At 58.4% G+C, this 22,400-nt stretch carries 21 protein-coding genes and 1 tRNA gene; 14 read left to right on the top strand and 8 right to left on the bottom strand.

What is annotated here, in order from left to right; genetic code table 11:
* The first annotated feature begins 530 nt into the window (after window positions 1-530).
* The 4 genes from ACR0BZ_RS07720 to ACR0BZ_RS07705 all read left to right on the top strand — a co-directional run bounded on the left by ACR0BZ_RS07720 (window position 531) and on the right by ACR0BZ_RS07705 (window position 4,447).
* The gene (locus tag ACR0BZ_RS07720) at window positions 531-1,280 is read left to right on the top strand and encodes a 5-oxoprolinase subunit B family protein (RefSeq protein WP_480919904.1); all 750 of its coding nucleotides are present in this window, start codon (window positions 531-533) and stop codon (window positions 1,278-1,280) included.
* Window positions 1,277-2,275, top strand: a complete 999-nt coding sequence (locus ACR0BZ_RS07715) for a 5-oxoprolinase subunit C family protein (RefSeq protein ID WP_480773259.1) — start codon at window positions 1,277-1,279, stop codon at window positions 2,273-2,275. The genes ACR0BZ_RS07720 and ACR0BZ_RS07715 overlap by 4 nt, the downstream gene beginning before the upstream one ends.
* Window positions 2,276-2,287: 12 nt before the next feature.
* Window positions 2,288-3,049: a LamB/YcsF family protein gene (locus tag ACR0BZ_RS07710; protein WP_480919903.1), complete on the top strand. Its 762-nt coding sequence runs from the start codon at window positions 2,288-2,290 to the stop codon at window positions 3,047-3,049.
* A 150-nt stretch (window positions 3,050-3,199) separates the two neighbouring features.
* The gene (locus ACR0BZ_RS07705) at window positions 3,200-4,447 is read left to right on the top strand and encodes a hypothetical protein (RefSeq protein ID WP_480919902.1); all 1,248 of its coding nucleotides are present in this window, start codon (window positions 3,200-3,202) and stop codon (window positions 4,445-4,447) included.
* A gap of 55 nt (window positions 4,448-4,502) precedes the next feature.
* On the opposite strand, the gene ACR0BZ_RS07700 is transcribed toward ACR0BZ_RS07705, so the two are convergent.
* Both ACR0BZ_RS07700 and ACR0BZ_RS07695 read right to left on the bottom strand, forming a co-directional pair.
* Entirely contained in the window at window positions 4,503-5,897 is a 1,395-nt protein-coding gene (locus tag ACR0BZ_RS07700; RefSeq protein WP_480919907.1) for a D-alanyl-D-alanine carboxypeptidase family protein, read from the bottom strand.
* Window positions 5,898-6,176: 279 nt separating this feature from the next.
* Entirely contained in the window at window positions 6,177-6,878 is a 702-nt protein-coding gene (locus ACR0BZ_RS07695) for an HAD family hydrolase (RefSeq protein ID WP_480538886.1), read from the bottom strand.
* A 93-nt stretch (window positions 6,879-6,971) separates the two neighbouring features.
* Between ACR0BZ_RS07695 and clpS the strand changes: the two genes are divergently transcribed.
* The 4 genes from clpS to hemF are packed head-to-tail and all read left to right on the top strand — an operon-like array spanning window position 6,972 to window position 10,051.
* A complete protein-coding gene (gene clpS, locus ACR0BZ_RS07690) occupies window positions 6,972-7,313 on the top strand; it encodes an ATP-dependent Clp protease adapter ClpS (RefSeq protein ID WP_209598551.1) in 342 nt (113 codons plus the stop codon).
* A 44-nt stretch (window positions 7,314-7,357) separates the two neighbouring features.
* Window positions 7,358-8,323, top strand: a complete 966-nt coding sequence (locus ACR0BZ_RS07685) for a class I SAM-dependent methyltransferase (RefSeq protein ID WP_480483343.1) — start codon at window positions 7,358-7,360, stop codon at window positions 8,321-8,323.
* 37 nt (window positions 8,324-8,360) lie between these two features.
* A complete protein-coding gene (locus ACR0BZ_RS07680; RefSeq protein ID WP_480910124.1) occupies window positions 8,361-9,161 on the top strand; it encodes an SDR family NAD(P)-dependent oxidoreductase in 801 nt (266 codons plus the stop codon).
* A 5-nt stretch (window positions 9,162-9,166) separates the two neighbouring features.
* Complete coding sequence (hemF, locus tag ACR0BZ_RS07675; protein ID WP_480919901.1) at window positions 9,167-10,051, top strand: oxygen-dependent coproporphyrinogen oxidase; 885 nt, start codon at window positions 9,167-9,169, stop codon at window positions 10,049-10,051.
* A gap of 3 nt (window positions 10,052-10,054) precedes the next feature.
* On the opposite strand, the gene ACR0BZ_RS07670 is transcribed toward hemF, so the two are convergent.
* Window positions 10,055-10,504 (bottom strand): hypothetical protein, encoded by a 450-nt coding sequence (locus ACR0BZ_RS07670; protein WP_480483337.1) that lies wholly within the window; start codon window positions 10,502-10,504, stop codon window positions 10,055-10,057.
* Between the two features lie 140 nt (window positions 10,505-10,644).
* Here ACR0BZ_RS07670 and ACR0BZ_RS07665 point away from each other — a divergent pair, with 140 nt between their 5' ends.
* Together ACR0BZ_RS07665 and ACR0BZ_RS07660 are read left to right on the top strand one after the other, a co-directional pair.
* Window positions 10,645-11,157, top strand: coding sequence for a toxin-activating lysine-acyltransferase (locus tag ACR0BZ_RS07665; RefSeq protein ID WP_480919900.1), 513 nt, complete (start codon window positions 10,645-10,647; stop codon window positions 11,155-11,157).
* Between the two features lie 39 nt (window positions 11,158-11,196).
* Window positions 11,197-12,084, top strand: coding sequence for a Hint domain-containing protein (locus ACR0BZ_RS07660; RefSeq protein WP_480919899.1), 888 nt, complete (start codon window positions 11,197-11,199; stop codon window positions 12,082-12,084).
* Between the two features lie 2 nt (window positions 12,085-12,086).
* On the opposite strand, the gene modC is transcribed toward ACR0BZ_RS07660, so the two are convergent.
* Genes modC through modA form a run of 3 tightly spaced genes read right to left on the bottom strand, consistent with a single transcriptional unit; the run spans window position 12,087 to window position 14,661 of the window.
* Window positions 12,087-13,187 (bottom strand): molybdenum ABC transporter ATP-binding protein, encoded by a 1,101-nt coding sequence (gene modC / locus ACR0BZ_RS07655; protein WP_480919898.1) that lies wholly within the window; start codon window positions 13,185-13,187, stop codon window positions 12,087-12,089.
* Window positions 13,184-13,876, bottom strand: coding sequence for a molybdate ABC transporter permease subunit (gene modB / locus ACR0BZ_RS07650; RefSeq protein ID WP_209507842.1), 693 nt, complete (start codon window positions 13,874-13,876; stop codon window positions 13,184-13,186). The genes modC and modB overlap by 4 nt, the downstream gene beginning before the upstream one ends.
* Before the next feature lie 5 nt (window positions 13,877-13,881).
* A complete protein-coding gene (modA, locus tag ACR0BZ_RS07645; protein ID WP_480919897.1) occupies window positions 13,882-14,661 on the bottom strand; it encodes a molybdate ABC transporter substrate-binding protein in 780 nt (259 codons plus the stop codon).
* A 243-nt stretch (window positions 14,662-14,904) separates the two neighbouring features.
* Here modA and ACR0BZ_RS07640 point away from each other — a divergent pair.
* From ACR0BZ_RS07640 to ACR0BZ_RS07625, 4 genes are all read left to right on the top strand, one after another.
* Window positions 14,905-14,980 (top strand) — tRNA-Val (locus ACR0BZ_RS07640).
* 146 nt (window positions 14,981-15,126) lie between these two features.
* Entirely contained in the window at window positions 15,127-18,723 is a 3,597-nt protein-coding gene (locus ACR0BZ_RS07635) for an adenylate/guanylate cyclase domain-containing protein (protein ID WP_480919896.1), read from the top strand.
* Window positions 18,724-18,749: 26 nt separating this feature from the next.
* Entirely contained in the window at window positions 18,750-19,007 is a 258-nt protein-coding gene (locus ACR0BZ_RS07630) for a DUF4242 domain-containing protein (RefSeq protein ID WP_267366859.1), read from the top strand.
* Between the two features lie 103 nt (window positions 19,008-19,110).
* Entirely contained in the window at window positions 19,111-20,526 is a 1,416-nt protein-coding gene (locus ACR0BZ_RS07625) for an FAD-binding oxidoreductase (RefSeq protein ID WP_480919895.1), read from the top strand.
* A gap of 327 nt (window positions 20,527-20,853) precedes the next feature.
* Here ACR0BZ_RS07625 and ACR0BZ_RS07620 read toward each other — a convergent pair whose 3' ends face one another.
* Both ACR0BZ_RS07620 and ACR0BZ_RS07615 read right to left on the bottom strand, forming a co-directional pair.
* The gene (locus ACR0BZ_RS07620; RefSeq protein ID WP_480538898.1) at window positions 20,854-21,651 is read right to left on the bottom strand and encodes an ABC transporter permease; all 798 of its coding nucleotides are present in this window, start codon (window positions 21,649-21,651) and stop codon (window positions 20,854-20,856) included.
* Window positions 21,648-22,400 (bottom strand): ABC transporter permease, encoded by a 753-nt coding sequence (locus tag ACR0BZ_RS07615; RefSeq protein ID WP_480475310.1) that lies wholly within the window; start codon window positions 22,398-22,400, stop codon window positions 21,648-21,650. The genes ACR0BZ_RS07620 and ACR0BZ_RS07615 overlap by 4 nt, the downstream gene beginning before the upstream one ends.

Genomic DNA, 22,400 nt, shown 5'->3' with positions numbered 1-22,400 from the left:
AAACTCAACCTCAGATGCCCCCAGTCTCTCCTGAGCGTCTCAACCGTCTTTCCAGTCCGTCAGGCCAACCTCTGTTGCGCCGGTGAAGGGGTATTTACGGATTAGAATCCCTACCCGCAAGCGGAAAATGACGATATTGATCTTTTTTTTGAGTTTTCTTTGTTTATTATTTTATTTCAATAACTTATACTCAATCACAATTGCCCGCCACCCTTCCGTCCGGGTGCTATTAGGCATGATCTGACCGGCAAGCCCCCAAAAACAAAAGGGGCCGACACAAGATATAGAGTCTCCGCAATTTCAAGATACAAGTCAGGGCGACTCGAAACGGGAAAACGAGTCGGATTTGCGGCCAGAATCCGGTCAAAATCCTCTCACCCCCGTCGGACGCCTTGTACTGCGGGTCGCTCCCTGCCGGGATGTGGACGCATCAGGCACAATGTCGGCTATTGAACGCCCTGTCTTGCGCATCCCCTAAAGATGCGGTCAGGTTCCACCAATTCACTCTTCGATCCGAAAGCAGATCAGCAATGGCGCGCAATGTTCAGTTTCCTTTGGTCAGAACCGTCGGATTTGATGGCGCGCTGGTGACCTTTGCAGACAAGATGACCGACACCGCGAACCGGGCAGCGCTGGCGTTTCGGGCAGAAGTGGATCGTCTGCACTGGGATGAGGTGACCGAGTCGTCAGCCTCCCTGGGCTCGGCCTTTGTTCGGTTCGACACGCAGCGCATCTCTCATCAGAAAATGCTGCAAAAGCTTCGGGATCTGGTTGACCAGAAAGACTGGTACACTACACCCCTGCCCGCAGGTCGCAGGTTGTGGCGCGTTCCGACAGTTTACGGGACCGACCTTGCCCCCCAGCTTGACGATGCCGCCGCTGCTGCCGGCCTGTCGCCGGAAGAAGCAATACGTCGGCTTGGACAGTCCCGCGTGCGGGTTCTGACCATCGGCTTCGCTCCGGGGCAGCCTTACCTTGGACCTCTGGGGCCCGAGTTCAACATTCCCCGGCTGCAAAGCCTGACCCCCATGGTGCCGGAAGGGGCTTTGGTTCTGGCGATCTCGCAATTTGTTCTGTTTTCCGGGCCGACACCAACCGGGTGGCGGCATATCGGGCAGACCGCCTTTCGGTGTTTCCGTCCCGAAAGGGTCGAGGCCTTTACCCTTAGACCTGGCGATGAACTGTTGTTCGAGCCCGTTTCCCGCGACGTTCTGGAACACATCAGAGCCAACAACGAGGACGGCACAGGCGGCGCAACCTGTGAGGAGATTGCGCCATGAGCCTGATCGTCCACCGGATTGGCCCGGCCTGCACCATTCAGGATCAGGGGCGCACAGGTTTTCTGGATCAGGGGCTGTCCCGATCAGGGGCCGCGGATATTCTGGCCTTGCACGAAGGGGCGGCGTTGCTGGATCAAAGCCCAAACCTTGCGGCGCTGGAGATGGCCGGGATGGGGGGCGAGTTCGAGGCGACGCATAACACACGCATCGCCCTGACTGGCGCACGAATGCAGGCCAGCATTGATGGCAGCCCTGTCGCCTGGAACGCCTCGCACCAACTGAGCGCCGGGCAAAGGCTGGTCATCGGGGCGACGCTGGCTGGAAACTACGGCTATCTGCATCTGGGCGGCGGTATTGATGCCGAGGTTTTTCTGGGGTCCCGCTCCACCCATCTGACAGCGCGGATTGGCCGGGCGTTACAGCAGGGTGACAGGCTGACCTGTGGACCGGATGCAGGCAACAGCGGGATGAAACTGGCTGCTGTCGAGCGGTTTTCGGGCGGGGTGCTGCATGTGGTTGCCAGTTTTCAGACATCTTTGTTTGACGGCGCGACGCTTGAACGGTTTGCCCAAACCAATTTCCGGCGCGGCGCACGCGCCAACCGGATGGGCATGCAGGTGGACAGCGACGGTGACGGCTTTGCCGCCTCGGGCCAGCTGAATATCCTGTCCGAGGTGATCACCCCCGGCGATATCCAGATGACCGGCACTGGCGATCCGTTCATCCTGTTGCCGGAATGTCAGACCACGGGCGGGTACCCTCGTATCGCGACCGTTCTGCCATGCGATATGTCCCGCGCGGCACAGACACCCGCAGGCGGCGACATCCGGTTCGAATTTGTCAGCATGGAACAGGCTGAAGAAATGCACAAAGCGTTCCTGTCAGACCTTGCGCGCCTGCCCTCAAAAGTCGAGGCACTGGTGCGTGATCCCCATGACATACCGGACCTGTTGTCCTACCAATTGATCGGCGGAGTGATCTCTGCCACCGACTAAGGAGATGTGCCAATGCCAAGCGTCGATCTGAATGCCGATATGGGGGAAAGCTTTGGTCCCTGGAAAATGGGCGATGACGAAAGCCTGTTGAAAATCATCACCTCGGCCAACATCGCCTGTGGGTTTCATGCCGGTGATCCGGATGTGATGGCATCAACGATGAAACTGGCGGCCGAAAACGACGTAGGCATCGGCGCGCATCCCGGCTTTCCAGATCTGCAGGGGTTTGGCCGGCGGAACATGAAGCTGCCCCATGACAACCTGTGCAATCTGGTCCGGTATCAGTTGGGGGCCGCAATCGGCATGGCCACGGCGGTTGGTACCAAGGTACGGCACCTGAAACTGCACGGGGCGCTGGCCAATATGTGTTCAGCCGATATCAATATGGCGCACGCCTGTTATCAGGGTGCACTGGATGTTGATCCCGATATCATCGTCATGGTGCTGGCCGCGACAAAACAGGAAGAGGCCGTGCGTGAACTCGGGTGCAATTGGGTGGGCGAGATTTTCGCCGACCGTGCATATAACGACGACGGAACACTGGTTGATCGCAGCCTGCCCGGCGCCGTCATCCACGACGCCGACGTCGCCGGACCTCGCATCCTGAACATGGTCCGCGAAGGTGCGATCATCACCGAAAGCGGCAAGCGGCTGGAAACGTCCATCGACACAATCTGCCTGCACGGCGACGGCCCGACCGCGGTTCAAATCGCCCGCTCGGTTCGCGACAACCTGATCGGGGGCGGCGTCGATGTGACGAAATTCACCCGCTGACCATCATGCGTTAACGTCGGCAACCCAATTTCACGACTGTTGCCCGTACAGGTCTCAGCGCCTAGCATGACGGGCAAGCACATGTTCTGAAACCTACAATTTCAAACGATCGCTCGCCCCGGTTGGGGTGTCGCGCAAGGAGGTAGTCGAATGTCCTTTGATCTGATGTCCTATCAACCCCGGGGCGACAAGAAGAACTCGGACTTCTTTGCGGAATACCTGCCGAAAATCTACGAGCGCCGGACAAGCTCGGGCATCGCCGGGCAGGTCGGGCCAATGCGCGCAATCTGTATGCAGGTCGAAACCGACGCGCTGTTCGATACGCTGGTCGAACTGTACGTGATGACACCCTATCGCCACACAGCCAGCTATCTGGGGCAGACCCACAAATTTTCGGTCCTGCATTCGCATCCCGATTATCCCGCGCTGATCGTGATGGCCCCGCTCAGCCCCGGTTTCGAAGACTTCATCCCCCGCATCAATCGCATGTACCCGCTGGCCCGCAATACGCCGCAAACGCGGTATGTTGGCGAGATTTTCGGCGCCTGTGATCTGAAGGCGCTGACCGGGACGCTTGAGGATCAGAATATCCGCTTCGAATATGCGGGAGACACAGAAAACCCGTTCTACACATTGGACGGCTTCCGCTTTACGACCCCGTCCGATTTCACCTGTAACCGGGTCGGGTATTCGACACTTGATTTCAACGACACAGACAGCCTGGGCCTTGGTGATCGTGTGTTATTGAGCGACGCGGAACAAGCGCGGCTGGATCAGGCAGCCGCGTTCGGATCGGACAGCAAAATAGCGCCCTTGATGCTGGGCATCGATCATCTGGCGACGCGCGTGCTGGCGGGTGAGCGCGAGGATGCGATCCTCGAATTCCTGACCATGGTGCCCTACTATTTCTGGGGGGCTTACAACATCTTCGACATGAACTCGTCCACCAATGTGAACCGCAACGCCAATGTGGACGATGACAAGAAATCTCCGGCCAAGGTTTTCACCGCCAACAACACGCCGTCCTTCGTCAACTCATTCGCCAAGCTGCCGATGCCGACCGAGGATTTTGTGCGCAATTTTGGCCGTCGCCTGCATCACATGGCCGTCGAGATCAAGGATGGCGACCATGGTGCCGGGGAAAAGAATGTCGACTTTGTCGTGAACACGCTTAAAGACAAGGGCGTGCCGTTCCTGGCCCATGTGGTGGGCGAATGCAAAGACGACCCGAACCTGAAACAGATCTTCTCGAAACACTCGCAGAATACGCTGCTGATCACTGAATATATCGAACGGTGTCACAAGTATGACGGGTTCTTCACCAAGGACAATGTCGCCGCCCTGACCGCCGCCGCGGGACAGGACGAGCAATATCAGCACGGTCACGTCTTCGATTAAAAAAGGGCCGCGGATTACCGCAGCCCAGACCCAACAGGAGAGATTATGCCGGACCTTATGATGGCCCGATCATGAAACAGGTGACATTGCGGGCTTGCAGACGACGACACGCCAGATCGGCCTGTTCCCGCGTCATGCCCTGGAATGTCGCATCAAATCCGCGCGAGCTCTGACTGACCTTGCGCAGACTGCCATCCAGCGTGGTCATTTCCGACAGCGCCGTTTTCAGCAGGATCTTCTCGGCCTCATATCGTGTGGTGTAGCGGCCCACATTGACCCCCCACAGATGCCCACCGGACGAGGACAGGCGGGTAATCACTTCCTGCTCGGGCTCTGGTGGGCTGGCGGGCTCGGTCGAGGCCAGCACCAGATTGTCCGGGCGCAATGCCGGGCGGGTGTCCGACGTTTCAACCGGCGGGGCGGTTGGGGCAACATCCGCTTCGGCAATCGCTGCGGCAATGCCGCTGCTGATACGGTCGCTGTTCTGGTCTGCCGATGCAGCAACCGCACTTGCAACCTGTGTCCCGGCACTCGGGCGCCCAAGCGGGCGCAGGCTGGATTTCGGTGCTCCGCTCAGCGCTGCGACCTGGGTATCGCCCCCCAACCCGACATTGCCCGCATAGACCGGGCGCTCAGGTTTGCGGATAGGTGCACGAGACGGGGCACGGCGAAACCCCAGATCCAGCAGTTCCGCAACTTTGGCATTCCGCGACGCCCCGGATTTACCGCCAAAGACAGTTGCGATGATACGCTCATCCTTGCGTTTGGCCGACGCCACCAGGTTGAACCCCGCCGCACGTGTGTATCCGGTCTTGATCCCGTCCGCGCCTTTGTAGGCAGCCAGCAGGCGGCGGTTGGTGTTGGGAACAGTCTTGATACCGGCATCCGTCGATTGACGCGAGAACAGGTTATAATACTGCGGGTAATCATACAGCAGATGCCGTCCCAGCGTGGTCATGTCGCGCGCGCTGGACAGGTGCCCTGCCTCGGTCAGACCATGCGCATTCTTGAAGGTCGTGCGGCTCATCCCCATCGCTTTGGCGGTTCGGGTCATACGGCGGGCAAAGGCCGCTTCCGAGCCACTGATGGCAATGCCGATCGCCGTGGCGGCGTCGTTAGCCGATTTTACCGCAGCGGCGCGGATCAGATAGCGGAACGCAATCGTCTGGCCCGCGCGCAGGCCCAGCTTCGACGGGGGCTCGGCTGCTGCCTTCTGGGTAATCCGAACGGGTGTATCCAGTGTGATCTCGCCGTTTCGCACCGCCTCAAACGCGATATAGAGCGTCATCATCTTGGTCAGCGAGGCCGGGTGCAGCCGCGCATCCGCATTTCGGGAATGCAGCACCTCGCCAGTTCGGGCGTCAATCACCATAGCTGCATAAGGCGCCGCCATTGACCTGAGCGGCGCAAACGCCAGCACACATAGCAACGCTATAAGGAAAAAGCCCATTCGGGCCGGAACTGTCCGCCGAATCTGCACGATCTTTGCCTCTGTCTGCCTCGCGCCGCCGGGTTTTCCCGGTCAGCAAAATTTATTTTATTGTGCCCAAGGCTATCACAGCGACCCAATGAAATAAACCGAAAGCTGAGGTTTTCGCAGTTTCGTTTTGCGTCTGGGCTGAGGCTATATCTTGCGAATTTCCCCGTCAGAACCACCAGATGCGCGATAAAGGCAAAACTGCGCCCGGTTGCGGCAGGGTTTATGTGAAACTGAGGCGAAAAGGCAACATCACTTCAGGTCGCGCAACAGATCGGCCAGATCACCCAAATCTCTCAACTCGCGGAATCGGGTGCTTTCGACCGGGGCTTCTGCATGTTCCACCTCCCAGACCAGACCGTGGGGCACGTAGACACCCCAGCACCCGGCCTGAATCGGGGCTACGACATCTGACCGCATCGAATTGCCGATCATCATTGCGGCAGTCGGGCCATCACCATGACGGTCGAACACGAACCGATAGGTTTCGGGGGTCTTTTCGGAAACGATTTCCACCCCATCGAACAGATCACCCAGCCCGGACTGGGCCAGTTTGCGTTCCTGATCGATCAAGTCGCCCTTGGTGATCAGGATAACCCGATACGCATCGGCAACACCTTCGACGGCCTCGCGGGCATGGGGCAACAGCTCGATCGGATGGGCCAGCATCTCTTGCCCCGCTTCGATCAGCTGCCGGATGACCCAGGCCGGAACGCGGCTTTCGGTAACTTCGATCGCCGTCTCGATCATCGACAGAACAAATCCTTTGATGCCGTACCCATAGCGCTGAATGTTTCGTTTTTCTGCCGCAAGAAGACGGTCCATCAGGTGATCACGATCGGCATGATCGGCCAAGAGTTCAGCAAAACGAGCCTGCGTCATCTGAAAAAACCGTTCGTTATGCCAAAGGGTGTCGTCTGCATCAAACCCGATTGTCGTCAGCTTGGTCGTCATCCCGTTTACGTCCGCTTGCTCTTTTCACTGGCCATGCACACGTTATATAAGCGCCAAGATAAACCCCAAGCCTGAATCGGACAGTTGCACACGATGCTTGAAATGATCTGGATGATGTCTGACAAGCCGGACGACGACAGTGACGCGTCCGTCCTGGTACAGACACGCCCAAAAACCAAGCGTCCGCCTTTATACAAGGTCCTGTTGCTGAACGACGATTATACACCGATGGAATTTGTGGTGCATGTGCTTGAACGCTTCTTCGGCATGACCCATGCGCAGGCGTTCGAGATCATGCTGACCGTTCACAAGAAAGGCGTGGCCGTAGTCGGTGTTTTCAGCCACGAAATTGCCGAGACCAAAGTTGGTCAGGTGATGGATTTTGCCCGCAGGCACCAGCACCCTTTGCAATGCACAATGGAACGCGAAGAGTAAGGCCTTTGGCCTGACGCGCGCGCCTCTCTCAGCCGGAATTGCCCATGTCCCCTCGTCTGGAACTTGCCTTGCAAAACGGCCTGACGCTGTCCCCCCCTCTTAGCGTGATTTGCCCCACACCCGACCATGATCTGTCTGCGCTGGCGGGCGGCGCACAAGTTGTGCAGCCTTTCAAACCATTTCACGACCATTTCGCCGCGCAGGGTTTTGAAACGGTGCCCGACGCAGATGGCCCCTGTCAGGACGCCATTGTCTTTCTGCCCCGCGCCAAGGCACTGGCCCGGTCGCTCATTCATCAGGCCTGTGCGCGGGCGAGCGGCCTGGTTGTCGTCGACGGTGCCAAGACGGACGGTGTGGACAGCATATTGAAGGATGTGCGCAAGCGGGTTCCGGTCGAGGGACCGCTTTCCAAAGCACATGGCAAGATTTTCTGGTTTCAGGCCGATGATCAGGCCTTTGCGGACTGGGCCGCGCCGAAACATCAGATGGTTGACGGATACCACACAGCGCCGGGTGTGTTTTCAGCGGACGGGATTGATCCTGCCTCAGCCCTGTTGCTGAAGACTCTGCCTGACCGGCTTGGTCCCTGCGTGGCCGATCTGGGTGCGGGATGGGGGTATCTGTCTGCGGAAATCCTGAAGCGCTGCGGGATAACCTCGCTGCATCTGGTAGAAGCTGACCATGCGGCCCTGACCTGCTCGCGGCTTAATGTCACTCAATCCCAGGCGCATTTCCACTGGAGCGATGCCGTATCCTGGACCGCCCCGGAACCTATCGACACCGTTGTGATGAACCCGCCATTCCACACGTCTCGCAGCGCGGATCCCGCCTTGGGGCAAGGGTTTATAACCTCCGCCGCCCGCAATCTGACACGCAACGGAACCCTTTGGATGGTCGCCAACCGGCACCTTCCTTACGAAGCTACACTGAACGAACATTTCGCTCAGGTCGGTGAAATTGCCGGCGACAACCGGTTCAAGGTATTCCAGGCCTCTCGCCCTCGGCGTTAAGGCCCGTTAACCTGCGCCCCAATTCAGGAGGATTCGGATGTCCTTTTCCATCGCTGGCAAGACAGCAATCGTAACGGGCGGGGCCAGTGGCATCGGCCTGGCCATCGGGCGGCATTTCGCGGATGCGGGCGCAAATGTCATGTTTGCCGACATAGATGAAAAACGCCTGATCGACGAGCTTGGAGAACAGGCCGAAGGCAGCAATATCCGGTACTTTGCGGGCGATCTGCGGGAAAAGCTGACCATAGCCAACCTGTTATCTGCGACGCTGGATGCGTTCGATCAGGTGGATATTCTGGTCAACGGCGCACGGCAGGTGATCCCGTCTGATCCGCTGGATCCGGATGACGATTCGATGCGCACCCTGCTGAACCAGAACCTGATGCCCGCCCTGCGGCTCAGCCAGCTGGTTGCAAAGCGCATGATCAAACAGGCCGACGGCGATGTCGAAAACCCGGCGGGGACGATCATCAACCTGTCCTCGATCGCGGCCCGGCGGACCCACCCCGATCTGATGGCCTATTCCGTCTCGACCGCAGCGCTGGATCAGCTGACCCGGTCCCTTGCGGTTGCGCTGGCTCCGAAACGTATCCGCGTTAACTCGATTGCGCTGGGTTCGGTCATGAGCGCATCGCTGCAATCGACCCTCAAGGACAATCGCGACTACCGCGTCGATATCGAAAAGCACACGCCCCTGGCCCGCATCGCCTCGGCCACGGAACTGACGGAAACCGCGCAATATCTTGCGTCTGATGCAGCTGGTTTCGTCACCGGACAGATCCTGACAATCGATGGTGGCCGTACCTTGCTTGACCCGGTCGCAGCCCCTGCACATTAAGACCCATGTTCGAAACAGAAAAATCTACCGCCTCCGCCTGGTTTCGCCAATTGCGCGATGACATCGTTGCAGCGTTCGTAGCCCTTGAAGACAGCCACACCGACGGGCCGTTTGCCGATGCCGCACCCGGACGGTTCGAGGTCAAGGAAACCAAACGCCAGTCGGACGATGGGTCAGACACGGGCGGCGGGCTGATGTCGGTCATGCGCGGCGGGCGTGTGTTTGAAAAGGTCGGTGTCAATGTCTCGACTGTCTACGGCACGCTGGGCGAACGTGCGCAACAAGCGATGGCGGCGCGCAAAGGCATCCCCGGAATGACCGAAGACCCGCGCTTCTGGGCGTCGGGTATCAGCCTTGTGGCCCATATGCAGAACCCCCATGCCCCCGCGGTCCACATGAATACACGCATGTTCTGGACACCCCATGCCTGGTGGTTCGGTGGCGGCTCGGACCTCAACCCCTGCATCGAGTATGACGAGGACACCGCGCATTTCCACGCCACGCAAAAGGCGCATCTGGACCCGCACGGACCCGCCCATTACCCGCGCCTCAAGGAATGGGCTGACGAGTATTTCTATATCCCTCACCGCAAACGCGCGCGCGGCGTCGGCGGGATCTTCATGGACGACTATTGCACCGGTGACTGGCAGGCGGATTTTGCCCTGACACAGGACATTGGCAGGGCTTTTCTGCCCGCCTTCCTGCCCTTGGTCGAAAGACGCCGCGTTCAGAACTTCTCAGAGGCGGACAAGACCACCCAACTGGTGCATCGCGGCCTTTATGCAGAATACAACCTTGTCTATGACCGGGGCACAAAATTCGGTCTGGAAACCGGGCATGACCCGGATGCCGTTCTGATGAGCCTGCCGCCGATGGCAAAATGGGTCTGACGATCAGAACGTGTCCATGATGAAATTGTCGTAGCAATAGTTCTGCGCCGACACCGCCGACATGTTTGCTCCGACTTTCTTGACCGTGATCGAATAGCCGGGTTTCGTATCGGCCCCCGGCGGCGGAGTCATGGAAAACTGCACCGTTCGCACGCCGGGTTCATACGCCCGCCAGATATAGATCCTCTGCGAGTTCGGAACGCCCAGTGTGCGAATGGCATAATCTCCGATCCCGCACCAATAATTGACCGGCGCGGATGAACCGACAGCCTTTACTTCGTAAACCCCGTCCGGCAAGGGCGTGATCTCGGTTCGGAACTGCGGCCGGACTGACAGGCCGAACCCAACGGCCCCGGCCACCGCAGGCGTCATAACAAGTGTGGCAGCGATGAATGGCTTGAGAAAACGCATGATCCAGATATCCCGAAACAATGGCACCAATACCGATAGCATAACCACGACACCCTGCGAGTAAAGTGGGGCACACCAGCTGCGCCGGCACAGTTATCCGGGGAAATTCCACTATTCATATCGCCGGAAACAAGTACACTACCCGAAAGAATTAATAACGCATCAAACTGTCGGCAGTTCCGTTGAACAAGAGTTTTCCAAAAGACTGGTTCGATTTCCCACCCGAGAAATATGCGGATCTGGGGGCGATGTTCTATCTCGCAGGTCTGACAAAAACGCACCAGAAACGTAACCTTGCGCAAGTTCTTTATGCGTTCGAAACCCCGTTCCGTCTGGGCCAATACCAGATCTTCAGGCAAAATGGCTTTCCCCGCGGGTTCGTCACTTTTGCCGGTCTCAGCCCCGACGCCGAATATCGCTATGCGGTGAAAGAAACGTCACTGACAGACAAGGATTTTACCAGCGGGTCTTCCTTCTGGATCATCGACCTTGTCGCGCCGTTTGGACAGACCAGCCAGATTGTTGATATCCTCAAGCAAGAGATCCCGCATCCGCGCGTGCGCACCAACCGAATGGACAGCGACATGACACGCAACCGGATTGTCGAATGGACGCGGGACGCAACAGGCGAGGTTCATTTGCGCCTGTACCGAAAGAAGGAATTTGAACGGGTGTTGCAACAAGGCGAGGTCTAGTTGGTTTCAGTTCCGATCACTGGTGAATTGACCGGCGACGTGACCGGGTCCCCACCCAATGTGGCGATTGGGCAACCCACGCTGAACAACGGAAACTTTACACCGCTGACCCAAACCTGGACGATTGCGACACCCCCTGCCAACGGTACAGCCACGATCGACCCAAATACCGGAGAGTGGACCTATACGGTCGATCCGACGTATTTCGACAGCCTCGACAATGGTGAAGTTGTCTTTGATTCCTTCTTCATCAGCGTCTCGGGAACAACGCAAGCCGGTCCGATTACACTTCCGTTTACCGGCTCTCCGGACCCGGTAGAGGTGGTCATCAGGATCGAAGGCGTGTGTTTCGTAGCCGGAACCCTGATCGAGGCCGAAAACGGCCCCCGCGCCATCGAGACCCTGAAGGTCGGGGACAAGGTGGCGACAGCCGATCACGGGTTGCAGCCTGTTCGCTGGATTGAAAGCAGCACGATCCCACCCGACCGATTGCGAAACGAACCCTCAATGTGGCCCGTTCGCATCTCGGCAGGCAGTCTGGGCCCCAACACACCCTCGCGGGATCTGCTGGTGTCTCAGCAGCACCGTATTCTGGTGAAGGGCCCCCGGGTTGAGCTGCTTTTCGGAACCACCGAAGCACTGGTTGCCGCCAAGCACCTGTGCCGATGGCCCGGAATAGGGCTCGATACCTCGGTTGAGACGGTCGAGTATCTGCACATCCTGCTGGATCGGCACGAAATCCTTTCGGCGGATGGGGCACAGGCGGAAAGCCTGTTTCTGGGGGAAGAGGCGCTACATACCCTTTCATCCGACGCGCTCCAGGAACTGGCCGCAATATTTCCCGACCGTCCCTCCTCCGGCCATCAGGGGTTTGGACGCGCCGCGCGCCTTATCCTGCTGGAACACGAAGCCCGCGCACTTGCCTGAGGTCAGGTGCCGGTCCCGATGCGGCCACCGACATTCTGCGGGGCCAGCGCAACCGTCTTGATCACGGCATGGCATGTGCTGCCGGGCTGCAAGTTCAACGCCGCCACCGACCGGCGCGTGACCCGCGCCAGAACATTACCCGCTGGGGTCCTGACCGACACAATCGCGCCGGGACCTTCGCCCGACCGGATCGAGTCGACCGTCCCGCTGAGCACGTTCAATGCCGACAGACCTTCGGGTTTTTGGACGGACAGGATCACCTCCTGCGCCGGAATGCGAATTCGCAGATGGGCGCCGACCTCCTGCCCGATACGTGGCAGAAACAGACGCGCGCCATTTGCGTTCAGCTCGGTCAACCCGTCTGCGTGGTGCTTCAGCACCTGCACCTCCAGCACGGCACCAACCGCACGCACACCTGCGGGCGCCACGGTCGGGTCGGACAGAACCTCGGACGCGGGGCCATGGCGGACGACCCTGCCATCCTGCAAAGCGACAACCGATGTGGCCAGACGGGCCACCTCGTCGGCTGAATGGGTCACATACAGGATCGGGACAGATACCTCATCCCGGAGACGCTCAAAATAGGGCAGGATCTCCGCCTTGCGGGCCTCGTCCAGCGCCGCAAGCGGTTCATCCGCAAGGATCAGCCGCGGGCTGGCCAGCAACGCCCTGCCTATCGACACGCGCTGTTTTTCGCCCCCTGACAACCCGGCTGGACGGCGATCCAGAAGGTGGCCGATCCCCAGCATCTCGATGACCTTTTCCGGGTCTTCCCGCCGCGCGCTTTTGGGGGCGAACCACCGGCCATAGGCAAGGTTCTGGCGCACGGTCAGATGCGGGAACAACCGCCCCTCCTGAAAGATGTAGCCCAACCGCCGCCGGTGCGGTGGCAGCCAATGCCCGCGTTCGGTGTCAAACAACACCCAGTCATCCACGGCCACCCTGCCCGCGCGCGGCCGCAGCAATCCGGCCACCGCGTTGACAATCGTGGTCTTGCCCGACCCGGAACGCCCAAACAGCACGGTCACACCGGGTGGCGCGTCAAAACTGACCTCCAGATCGATCCCCGGCAGCTGATGATGCAAGCGAACGGACAGGCTCATGATCCGGCCACCCGCGCGGCAGCGCGCCGTCCCACATATTCCGACAGCAGTAACGCGCCCATGGCGATGACGATCGAGATCAGGACCAGCCGCGTTGCAGCAGCCTCGCCCCCCGGCACCTGCAAAAAGGCGTATACAGCCGATGGCAATGTCTGCGTCTGCCCCGGAATATTCGACACGAATGTAATCGTGGCCCCAAACTCACCCATGGCCTTGGCAAAGGCCAGAATGGCCCCGGCGATGACACCGGGCAGGATCATCGGCAAGGTCACGGTCAGAAACACCATAGGCCGCGACGCCCCCAGCGTCGCCCCCGCCTGTTCCAGCTTCGGGTCCACCGCCTCGATCGACAGACGTATCGCCCGGACCATCAGCGGAAAGGCCATGATACCAGCGGCCAGCGCGGCTCCAGTCCAGCGAAAGGCAACCACAATGCCGAACTCGGCCAAAAACCGCCCCAACGGTCCCTGAACGCCGAAGGTCAGCAACAGCAGATACCCCGTCACAACCGGCGGCAGGATCAAAGGCAAATGCACCAGACCATTCAGAACCTGCCGCCCGGGGAACCGCCAGCGGGCCAGTATGTAGGCCACGAAAATCCCGACCGGCAAGGTCGCCAGCGTCGCCCAGAATGACACGCGCAGCGACAGCTTCAGCGCTTCGACTTCGGCGGGGCCCAACCACTCCAACGCGATCACCCGCCCGGCAGGGAAAATCCCTGCTCCTGAAAAATAGCCAAAGCCGCATCGCTGTGCAGATGATCCAGAAAAGCCCGCGCCGCACCTGTGGCATTACCTGTCATCGCCGCCGGATAGATGATCGGAGGGTGCAGGTCGGTCGGAAAACTGGCCACAACACTGACCCGCTGTTCCGCCTGCGCATCCGATCGATAGACGATCCCCAGAGGCGCGGCACCGGTTGCCACAAGGGCCAGCGCAGCGCGCACATTATCGGTTTGCGCCACACGCTCCTGCACCGCCTCCCACTGGTTCAACCCCTGCAAAGCCGCCTTGCCGTAGATACCGGCGGGCACCGCATCGACCAGCGCCATGGCCAGAAAGCCTTCGCCCAGCTCGGCCCTGAGGTCATGAACCACCCGAATGTCACCCAGATCAGGACGCCCCGCAGCGCCGATCAGAACCAGACTGTTGCCCAGCAAATCCGACCGTGTCTCTGGCCGCAACAAGCCCTGCTGTTCCAGAAAATCCATCCAGTCGGCATTGGCCGAGATGAACACGTCCGCAGGCGCACCCTGCTGAATCTGCCGCGCCAGTACCGAAGACGCCGCGTAAGACACGGTGACATCCTGCCCCGTCCGCTCTGTGTATTCCGTTGCGATTTCGTCCAAAGCGGTCTTGAGACTGGCCGCGGCGAAAACCAAAACCCCTTCTGCCCCGGCCCGGACCGGAGCCAGCACAAATGCGCCAAGGACCAGTGCCACCATCCAGATACGGCAGGCGAAGGGTAGGATCATGTGTGCTCCCGACCGGAAAGTTGCAGTCTCTTCGGGCATATCGGAGGCCATAGGGCGCTTGCAAGCGCCTTTGATCTTTTCCAGGCCACACGCCTGAAACCCACGCAGACCTGCCTCATAAGCCCATGCTCACCGAGGCTGGCGTTGTTGAGGGCGGCATTTCCTATCCGCAACCCATCGCGGAATAAAAATCTCACAGACCCTCTTGCGCCCGCCCGCTGGCTTGGCTACATGCAGCGTCACGGGTGATTAGCTCAGTTGGTAGAGCGCTTCGTTTACACCGAAGATGTCGGGAGTTCGAGTCTCTCATCACCCACCATCCTTTCCCCACAATTTATCAAGGTCTTACGTGACTGGCACATTTTGCTGTGCTGCGCGTGAAACTGTGTCCGCTGCGCATTGATCGCCCCGCTGAGTAAATAGCGTTTTCTTGATTAGTGACGCGTATCTCAGCATGATCCGGATATGTCGGTTGAAATGGACACGTGGCTAAACGACCTCGGATTGGGTCAGTACGCAAGTGCCTTTGCGGAAAACGACATTGATGCGCGGGTTTTGCCATTGCTGACAGGCGACGACCTGAAAGAGCTTGGGGTAAGCCTTGGTCACCGAAAGATCATCCTTGCGGCGGTTCAGGATTTGGTTGGCTCTGGGCGCCTGTCTTCATCAGCGCCAGCCGCAGGGGAGCCAACCAGCGAGAAAACTCAGCCATCCGCCCTTGATGATGTGCATGGCGAAGCTGCACCAGCAAAAAAGCCCATCGCACCTGCGGCTGAGCGGCGTCATCTGACAGTCTTGTTCGCTGATCTGGTCGGCTCGACGGAGTTGACCAACCGATTTGATCCCGAAGACATGCGGGATCTGCTACAGAACTATCAGGATACCGTCGCGGGGGCAGTGAGCAGGTATGGTGGCTATGTCGCGAAATATCTTGGCGACGGTCTTCTTGTGTTTTTCGGCTGGCCAACAGCCTACGAAGATCACGCCATTCGCGCGATAAAGGCGGGGCTTGAGTGCGTCCGTCGGGTTGAAGAGCTCAACGCCCCTGACGGTGAGCGTTTGTCAGCCAGACTGGGTATTGCCAGCGGCGATGTCGTGGTCGGTGACACGATTGGCGAAAACTCGTACGAAGAAGGTGCCATGACCGGGCCGGCGGTCAATCTGGCGGCGCGGATACAGGAACACGCCCTGCCAAACTCGGTGGTTTTGTCTGCAGAAGAAACCGAAGCCGCCTTGCACCGGATATTCGAGTTCGAGACCCTTGGATCAACTCAGTTGAAGGGGTTCAAAGACCCTCGGACCTTGTTGAAGGTCGTATCGGAACGCAGCGCGGAAAGCCGGTTTCGCGCGTCATACAAGGATGACGCTGGCAGCACCATGATTGGCCGGGACTACGAAAAGGGTATCCTGTTGCAATCGTGGCAACGTGCCCAAAACGGTCATGGTGAGGTCGTTCTGCTGTCGGGTGAGGCGGGGATTGGAAAATCGCGCCTGACTGAGGGGTTTCTTGCGGACGTTACAGCGACCGGACAGGCCGATGTGATAAGGCTGAACTGCTCGCCCTATCTGACCAGCAGCCCCTTTCATCCGGTCACCCAGCGAATTTCACAGGATGCGGGCGTTGAACCGGATTTTGACGACAATCAAATTCTGGAACATGTCAGGAAGCTGCTGGAAGGCCGGGAAGGTCTGGACTGGGAACAGGTTCTGCCTGTCTTTGCAGCGCTGGTTGCGCCGCGCAGCGCGCTGGCTCGTGAAGTTCTCGAGATGTCGCCGCAGGAGCAACGCGACATAACGATCCAAACCCTGATCCATGCGGTGCAGGTCCGGGCAAGTGTACGCCCGGTTATTCTGTGTGTTGAAGATGCACATTGGATCGATCCCTCGACGCAAGCCCTGCTGGAGCGGTTCAAGGCGATTTGCACCGATCTTCCCCTGATGGTCCTGATGACCCACAGACCCGGGTGGGACCTGGCCCGCGATGACGGGGACACGCATGTTCAAACACTCCTGCTGCGCCGGTTCGGTTCTGCTGATGTCTCGGATCTGGTCCGCAATATCACTGGCAAGAACCCGGACGATGCCTTGATCGCGACGATCATCGAAAAAACGGACGGTGTGCCCCTGTTTGTCGAAGAATTGACCCAGGCAATCGTGAACGCTGATGAGCAGGGACAAGTCCGCATACCGTCGTCATTGAAGGGCGCCTTGATGGCGCGGCTTGATGCGGTTTCACCCGAGGCCAAACAGGTCGCGTTGACGGGGTCAGTCATTGGGCGGGAATTTGAACCAGATTTGTTGAGGGCCGCGATGGGGCTGGAACGCGCGGATATCAATCTTCGTCTCGAAGAACTGTCGCGAACGGGACTGATCTTTGAAAGCGGAAACAACCGCGGGCATTTTGTGTTCCGCCATGCCCTTATCCGCGATACGGCATATCAATCCATGTTAAGTTCTACCCGCAGGCAGCAACATTCAGATGTTGCCCGAGCACTGATCGCGATGCGATCAGCTGAAATCGAACGCCGACCCGAACTGGTGGCCCGCCATCTGTCAGAAGCAGAAGATTGGCGCGCCGCATTCGACAAATGGGAAGCTGCGGCTGAAATGGCATTGGCCCGGTCAGCCAGCCAGGAAGCGATGACCAATGCCCAGGAGACGCTCAAAGCGGCTAAGCGGCTGAACTCGGAAACCAGCCCGGAAATGGTCAGGGGCATGATCCTGGTTGGCCGCAGCCATGACAGCCAGGGTCAGTTGTCCGAGGCGATGGCGGTTCTGAAAACTGCATCTAACGCTGCACGGAAACTCCATGACGTGGAGCTGGCAGCCGATGCAGCCAATCATTTTGCTGACTCGTGCATGATGACAAGCACGCGACATCACGAGGCCATTGACCTTTGTGACAAGGCGCTGAAAGACCTGTCTGACGGTGACGAAGTCAGGCGGTGCCGGTTGATGAGCCAACTAGCACGGGCGTATATGTTTGTCGGCCAGTTTTCCGAGGGTACGCGCTTTGGTCAGCAATCCATGGAACTGGCGGCGAAACTTGGGGATCATAAATCCCAGTTTTCGGTAATGATGATGCATTTTGGGGCGCCCTTCGTTGCGCGCAACGGGCGAGAGGCGCGCCATTGGCGTGAAAATCTGGACGCCATGCATCGGGTGGCAGAAAAGCTTGGCACCATAGACCAAGGCCGCGACCGGACGCTCAGCCTGTTTGTCGGCGCTGAAATGGCCGACCGTGACCTGATGGACAACTCGCTCGAGTTGCTGACAGCGATTTCAGAAAAGGACAATCATCTGCAACTCTATTGGGTTCAGAAACACGCACGCGCCATGGTTGCAATCATGGAAGGCGACTTTGTTCAGGCTGAAAAGCACGCCACCGAAGCGGTCAAGATCGGTCGAAAAACGCACGGCGAACATGTCGAGGGTGTTTTCGGCGTTCAGATGTTTACCATCCGGCGCGAGCAGAACCGCCTGCACGAGGTCGCGCCTGTGATCAAGAAACTGATGACCGACAGCCCCGAAGACATCTCGTGGAAGCCGGGTTTCGGCCTTATCGCGGCCGAGCTGGGGTACACGGAACCGGCCGAAAAAATACTGAATGAAATGGCGGAAAATGGCTTCGACCTACCGCCAGATGCCATGTATTCAACAACTCTGTCCTATCTTGCCGACATCTGCGTGGCTGTCGGGCATCCGGATCATGCCCAGACGCTTTACGGTATGCTGCAACCCTACGAGGACCTGACGATCACCGCAGGGGCAACCACAGTCTGCACAGGTGCCGCAGCCCGACGCTTGGGGAACCTGGCAACGGTGCTGAAAGACTGGGAAATTGCCGGGAAGATGTTCCAAAAAGCCATCGAGATTGACACGCGGATGATTTGCCCACCCTGGATTGCGCATTCCAAGGCAGCGTATGCATCCGCACTCAGACAACAGGGCCGCCCCAGCGATTTGGAACTGGCGTTTCAACTGGAAGGGGAAGCGTTGGCAATATCACAGAAATTGAGTATGGTTTCCCTTAAGTCAAAGCTCGAAGGGGTAGCCAGTTAAGGCCCGGAAAATGCTTGGGGGGCATAATGCCACGATACATCATTGAACGGAATTTTGCCGAGCAGCTGAATATCAGCGACAACGACAAAATTCACATCAAAGAAATCAACGACGAAGTCGGCATTGAATGGATCTTTTCCTTCCTCAGCGCAGATAAGCGCAAAACATACTGCCTTTACGAAGCCCCGGATGAAGAAAGCCTGCGAAAAGCGGCCGAGCGTCTGAACATTCCTGCCGATGTCATCACGCCGGTAGATCGGATCGATCCGGGACTATTTGCCTGACGACCAGCTTTCCCCCACAACCAAGTATCCCCTTCTCAGGGCAATAACAAACTCACGAGGCAGCCGTGCGCGAAACCTTTCCTGAAACAAGGGAGGCCAAAGCATGTTTGACCTGAAAGCACTCGACGGACATATCGCAACTGTGGATCAAGGCGATTTGGACGCGCTTGATGCCTCACTGCGCGGCGGGGTCTACCTGCCGGGAACCCCGGAATACGAAGAAGCCAGGATTACCTGGAACAGCATGTTCGAGCGTTACCCCGCCTTCGTGATCCGTGCGATGGGGGCGAGCGACGCCCAGAAGGCAATTAACTTCGTCCGACAAGCAGGCCTCATGATGACCGTTCGATCAGGTGGGCACCAGATTGCAGGGCACGCCGTCGCGGACAAGGCCGTCATGCTGGACCTGTCCCAGATGCGTTCGGTTCACGTGGACCCTGCCCGCAAAACTGTCCGCGTTGCACCCGGTGCGTTGCTTGGCGACGTTGATCGCGAAACACAGGCCCATGGTCTTGTCGTCCCCACAGGCATCAATTCGACCACCGGCATCGCCGGGCTGGCCCTGGGCGGAGGTTTCGGCTGGACGACGCGGAAATTCGGCATGACGATCGACAACCTTCTGTCAGCAGAAGTCGTCACCGCGGATGGCGCGATTGTCACCGCATCATCCACGAGCCACCCGGAACTTTTCTGGGCCATTCGTGGTGGTGGCGGAAACTTTGGTGTCGTTACCTCATTCGAATTCCAGTTGCATGATCTTGGGCCGGATGTCCTGTCCGGCCTGATCGTGCACCCGATCGAAAAGGCACCAGAATTGCTTTCCGAATTTGTGGCCATTGCGGACACGTCCCCCGATGAGCTCACCGTCTGGAGCGTGATGCGAAAGGCGCCGCCGCTCCCGTTCCTGCCGGAAGAGTGGCACGGGCGCGAGGTGCTGATTTTCGCAGCGTGTTATAGCGGCCCGATGGATGAAGGTGAAAAAGCGATGTCGGCCTTGCGCGCGCTGGGTGAGCCGATTGTGGATGTCATTTCACCGCACAGGTTCGTGGACTGGCAGGCGGCTTTTGATCCCCTGTTGTCGCCGGGCGTCCGCAACTATTGGAAAAGTCATGACTTCAACACGTTGCCCCCGGCCGCCATCGCGGACCTGCTGGATGCGATTTCCACCCTTCCTGATCCCGCTTGCGAGGTATTCATTGCTCATGTCGGTGGCGCGATGGCCCGCGTTGAGCCTGCTTCTACCGCCTACCCGCAAAGATCTGCGCACTTCATCATGAATGTCCACACGCGATGGGAAGACCCTGACAAGGATGACACCTGCATCGGTTGGGCACGCCAGCTGTACGAACAGATGAAACCATACTCAACAGGCAGTGCATATGTGAACTTCATGCCTGAAGACCAATCCGATCACATGAAAGGCGCTTATGGTGTGAACGGCGAAAAGCTGTCTAAGATCAAAGGAAAGTACGATCCCACCAACTTGTTCAGGATGAACCACAATATCCTACCAACGTAAGACAACCAGAGTGGCAATTCCCGAACTGCATTGATGTTGGGACCGCTGTCTTAGCACCACTCAATTTGTCTCGCTGTTCGGCTATCGCGCCAAGCGGTTCCTCTCACCTATGGCCGCGCTGGCACTCATGCCCTCTTGTCGTGCAGCTACCCTAGATGCTGTATCATTTGAGTGTTGAACTTGCAGGGCGCGACCGAACCAACTTTCCTGATCCCGTTTCAAACACCTGTTTTACGCTTAAGCCTGCAATCTGGGTCGCTAGGAACAATTCATCGAATAACCGCCTCGGAATTCGCGGAGCAAGTTTCTTTCGACTACTGGCCGAAACTATCCGACAAGCCCATTGCGGCGTCCGGTTCCCAGAACCTTCACCTCGAGCCAGTGGAACACCAATGCAATTACGCCCGCTACGAGAATGTAGAATACAGCCAACAGGATAAGCGGTTCGTAGACGATAAACGTATCGGCACGCACACGGGACGACACGGCATAGATATCAACCACGGTTATTGTGGCGACCAGCGGTGTTGCCTTTAGTTGCAGGATAGTTTCACCGCCCAAAGTCGGCAGGACATTGCGGATTGCCTGCGGTAACCAGATGCGGCGAAACATCGTCAGCCTTGGCATACCAAATGCCTTGGCCGCCTCCAGCTGTCCTTTGGCAACGCCCTTGAAGGCTCCGCGCATGACCTCGCCTTCATAACCCGCATAAGAAAGTGTCAACGCCAGCACCGCATAGGGCCAAGCCTGACGCAGGTACGGCCAAAGTTCAGATGATCGTATCCATGGAAACTGCGGAAACAGAGAGCCGAGGCCATAATACAGCAACCAAAGCTGCAAAAGCAGCGGTGTGCCGCGAATGATGGTACAGAACGCCTTTGCGGGTGCCGCAAGATACCATGGCCCAACGGCCTGCGCTAATCCAAGCGGTACAGCCAGTAAAAATCCAAGAACGATCGTGACAACCAGCAACCAAAGCGTGGTCCAGATACCCTTCAATGCAAGCGGCGCATAATTGGGTATCCAGTCCCACCGCAATGTCATCGCGCACCAAACCGCGATCCCGGCAAAGATCAGCATCATCACGATACGATGAGGTTGCATCAGAGATCTGAGGTCGATCATCTGCTGCCTCCGTTCAGAGCGGGTTGGCCGCGACGGGCCCATTTCTCAATCCGCGCAAAGATCCCACCCGAAAACAGCGTAACCATCAGATAAAGGAAGCCCGCCGCCAGGAAAAAGGTGAAGTAGGCCCGCGTGCTGCTGGCCGCCTGGCGCGTTTCCAGCGTCAGCTCGTTAAAGCCGACAACGGCCAGCAATGCGGTGTCTTTGGTTGCAATCAGCCACAAGTTGGCCAGACCCGGTACCGCAAAGCTCATCATGGCGGGGATTGTGACGCGCCGCATGGTCATGAAGGCCGGCATCCCGTAGGATTTCGCCGCTTCGATCTGACCGGGCGGAACCGCCTGAATGGCACCGCGCAGAATCTCGGTCGCATACGCGCCCTGAACGACGCCCAGCACCCAAATGCCTGCGGCAACGCCGTTGATCTCGACGCGGCCACCACCCATGGCAGCAGATATCTTGTTGATAATGTCGGATCCCACGTAATACAGGATCAGGATCAGGACCAGTTCCGGCACGGCGCGGATCACGGTCGTATAAATGGCAAGAAGGTCGCGCGTGACCTTCCCGCCGTAAAGTTTGCCATACGCTCCGAACAATCCGATCACGAGGCCCAGCGCATATGCGCCAAAAGCGATCTGCAAGGAGTGAGACAATCCGCGTAGCAGATTGGCCCCCCACCCCGGCGGCGAGAGCGACAGAAGCTCTGCGCTCTGCGCCAAACCAAGTGATTCCAGAAATCCGGTCAC

It is taken from the genome of Ruegeria sp. P8 (assembly GCF_056534665.1).
Note: the sequence above shows the minus strand (reverse complement) of the source record. Positions and strands in the feature narration are given on the sequence as shown.

What these genes read in the sequence shown, in the direction of transcription:
- ACR0BZ_RS07685 (WP_480483343.1), top strand. Translation starts at nt 7,358, where the DNA reads ATGTCCCCTCGTCTGGAACTTGCCTTGCAAAACGGCCTGACGCTGTCC.
- modC (WP_480919898.1), bottom strand. Translation starts at nt 13,187, where the DNA reads ATGAGCCTGTCCGTTCGCTTGCATCATCAGCTGCCGGGGATCGATCTG.
- ACR0BZ_RS07715 (WP_480773259.1), top strand. Translation starts at nt 1,277, where the DNA reads ATGAGCCTGATCGTCCACCGGATTGGCCCGGCCTGCACCATTCAGGAT.
- ACR0BZ_RS07720 (WP_480919904.1), top strand. Translation starts at nt 531, where the DNA reads ATGGCGCGCAATGTTCAGTTTCCTTTGGTCAGAACCGTCGGATTTGAT.
- ACR0BZ_RS07695 (WP_480538886.1), bottom strand. Translation starts at nt 6,878, where the DNA reads ATGACGACCAAGCTGACGACAATCGGGTTTGATGCAGACGACACCCTT.
- ACR0BZ_RS07710 (WP_480919903.1), top strand. Translation starts at nt 2,288, where the DNA reads ATGCCAAGCGTCGATCTGAATGCCGATATGGGGGAAAGCTTTGGTCCC.
- ACR0BZ_RS07625 (WP_480919895.1), top strand. Translation starts at nt 19,111, where the DNA reads ATGTTTGACCTGAAAGCACTCGACGGACATATCGCAACTGTGGATCAA.
- ACR0BZ_RS07705 (WP_480919902.1), top strand. Translation starts at nt 3,200, where the DNA reads ATGTCCTTTGATCTGATGTCCTATCAACCCCGGGGCGACAAGAAGAAC.
- ACR0BZ_RS07670 (WP_480483337.1), bottom strand. Translation starts at nt 10,504, where the DNA reads ATGCTATCGGTATTGGTGCCATTGTTTCGGGATATCTGGATCATGCGT.
- hemF (WP_480919901.1), top strand. Translation starts at nt 9,167, where the DNA reads ATGTTCGAAACAGAAAAATCTACCGCCTCCGCCTGGTTTCGCCAATTG.
- ACR0BZ_RS07620 (WP_480538898.1), bottom strand. Translation starts at nt 21,651, where the DNA reads ATGATCGACCTCAGATCTCTGATGCAACCTCATCGTATCGTGATGATG.
- ACR0BZ_RS07635 (WP_480919896.1), top strand. Translation starts at nt 15,127, where the DNA reads ATGTCGGTTGAAATGGACACGTGGCTAAACGACCTCGGATTGGGTCAG.
- clpS (WP_209598551.1), top strand. Translation starts at nt 6,972, where the DNA reads ATGCTTGAAATGATCTGGATGATGTCTGACAAGCCGGACGACGACAGT.
- modA (WP_480919897.1), bottom strand. Translation starts at nt 14,661, where the DNA reads ATGATCCTACCCTTCGCCTGCCGTATCTGGATGGTGGCACTGGTCCTT.
- ACR0BZ_RS07700 (WP_480919907.1), bottom strand. Translation starts at nt 5,897, where the DNA reads ATGGGCTTTTTCCTTATAGCGTTGCTATGTGTGCTGGCGTTTGCGCCG.
- ACR0BZ_RS07630 (WP_267366859.1), top strand. Translation starts at nt 18,750, where the DNA reads ATGCCACGATACATCATTGAACGGAATTTTGCCGAGCAGCTGAATATC.
- ACR0BZ_RS07680 (WP_480910124.1), top strand. Translation starts at nt 8,361, where the DNA reads ATGTCCTTTTCCATCGCTGGCAAGACAGCAATCGTAACGGGCGGGGCC.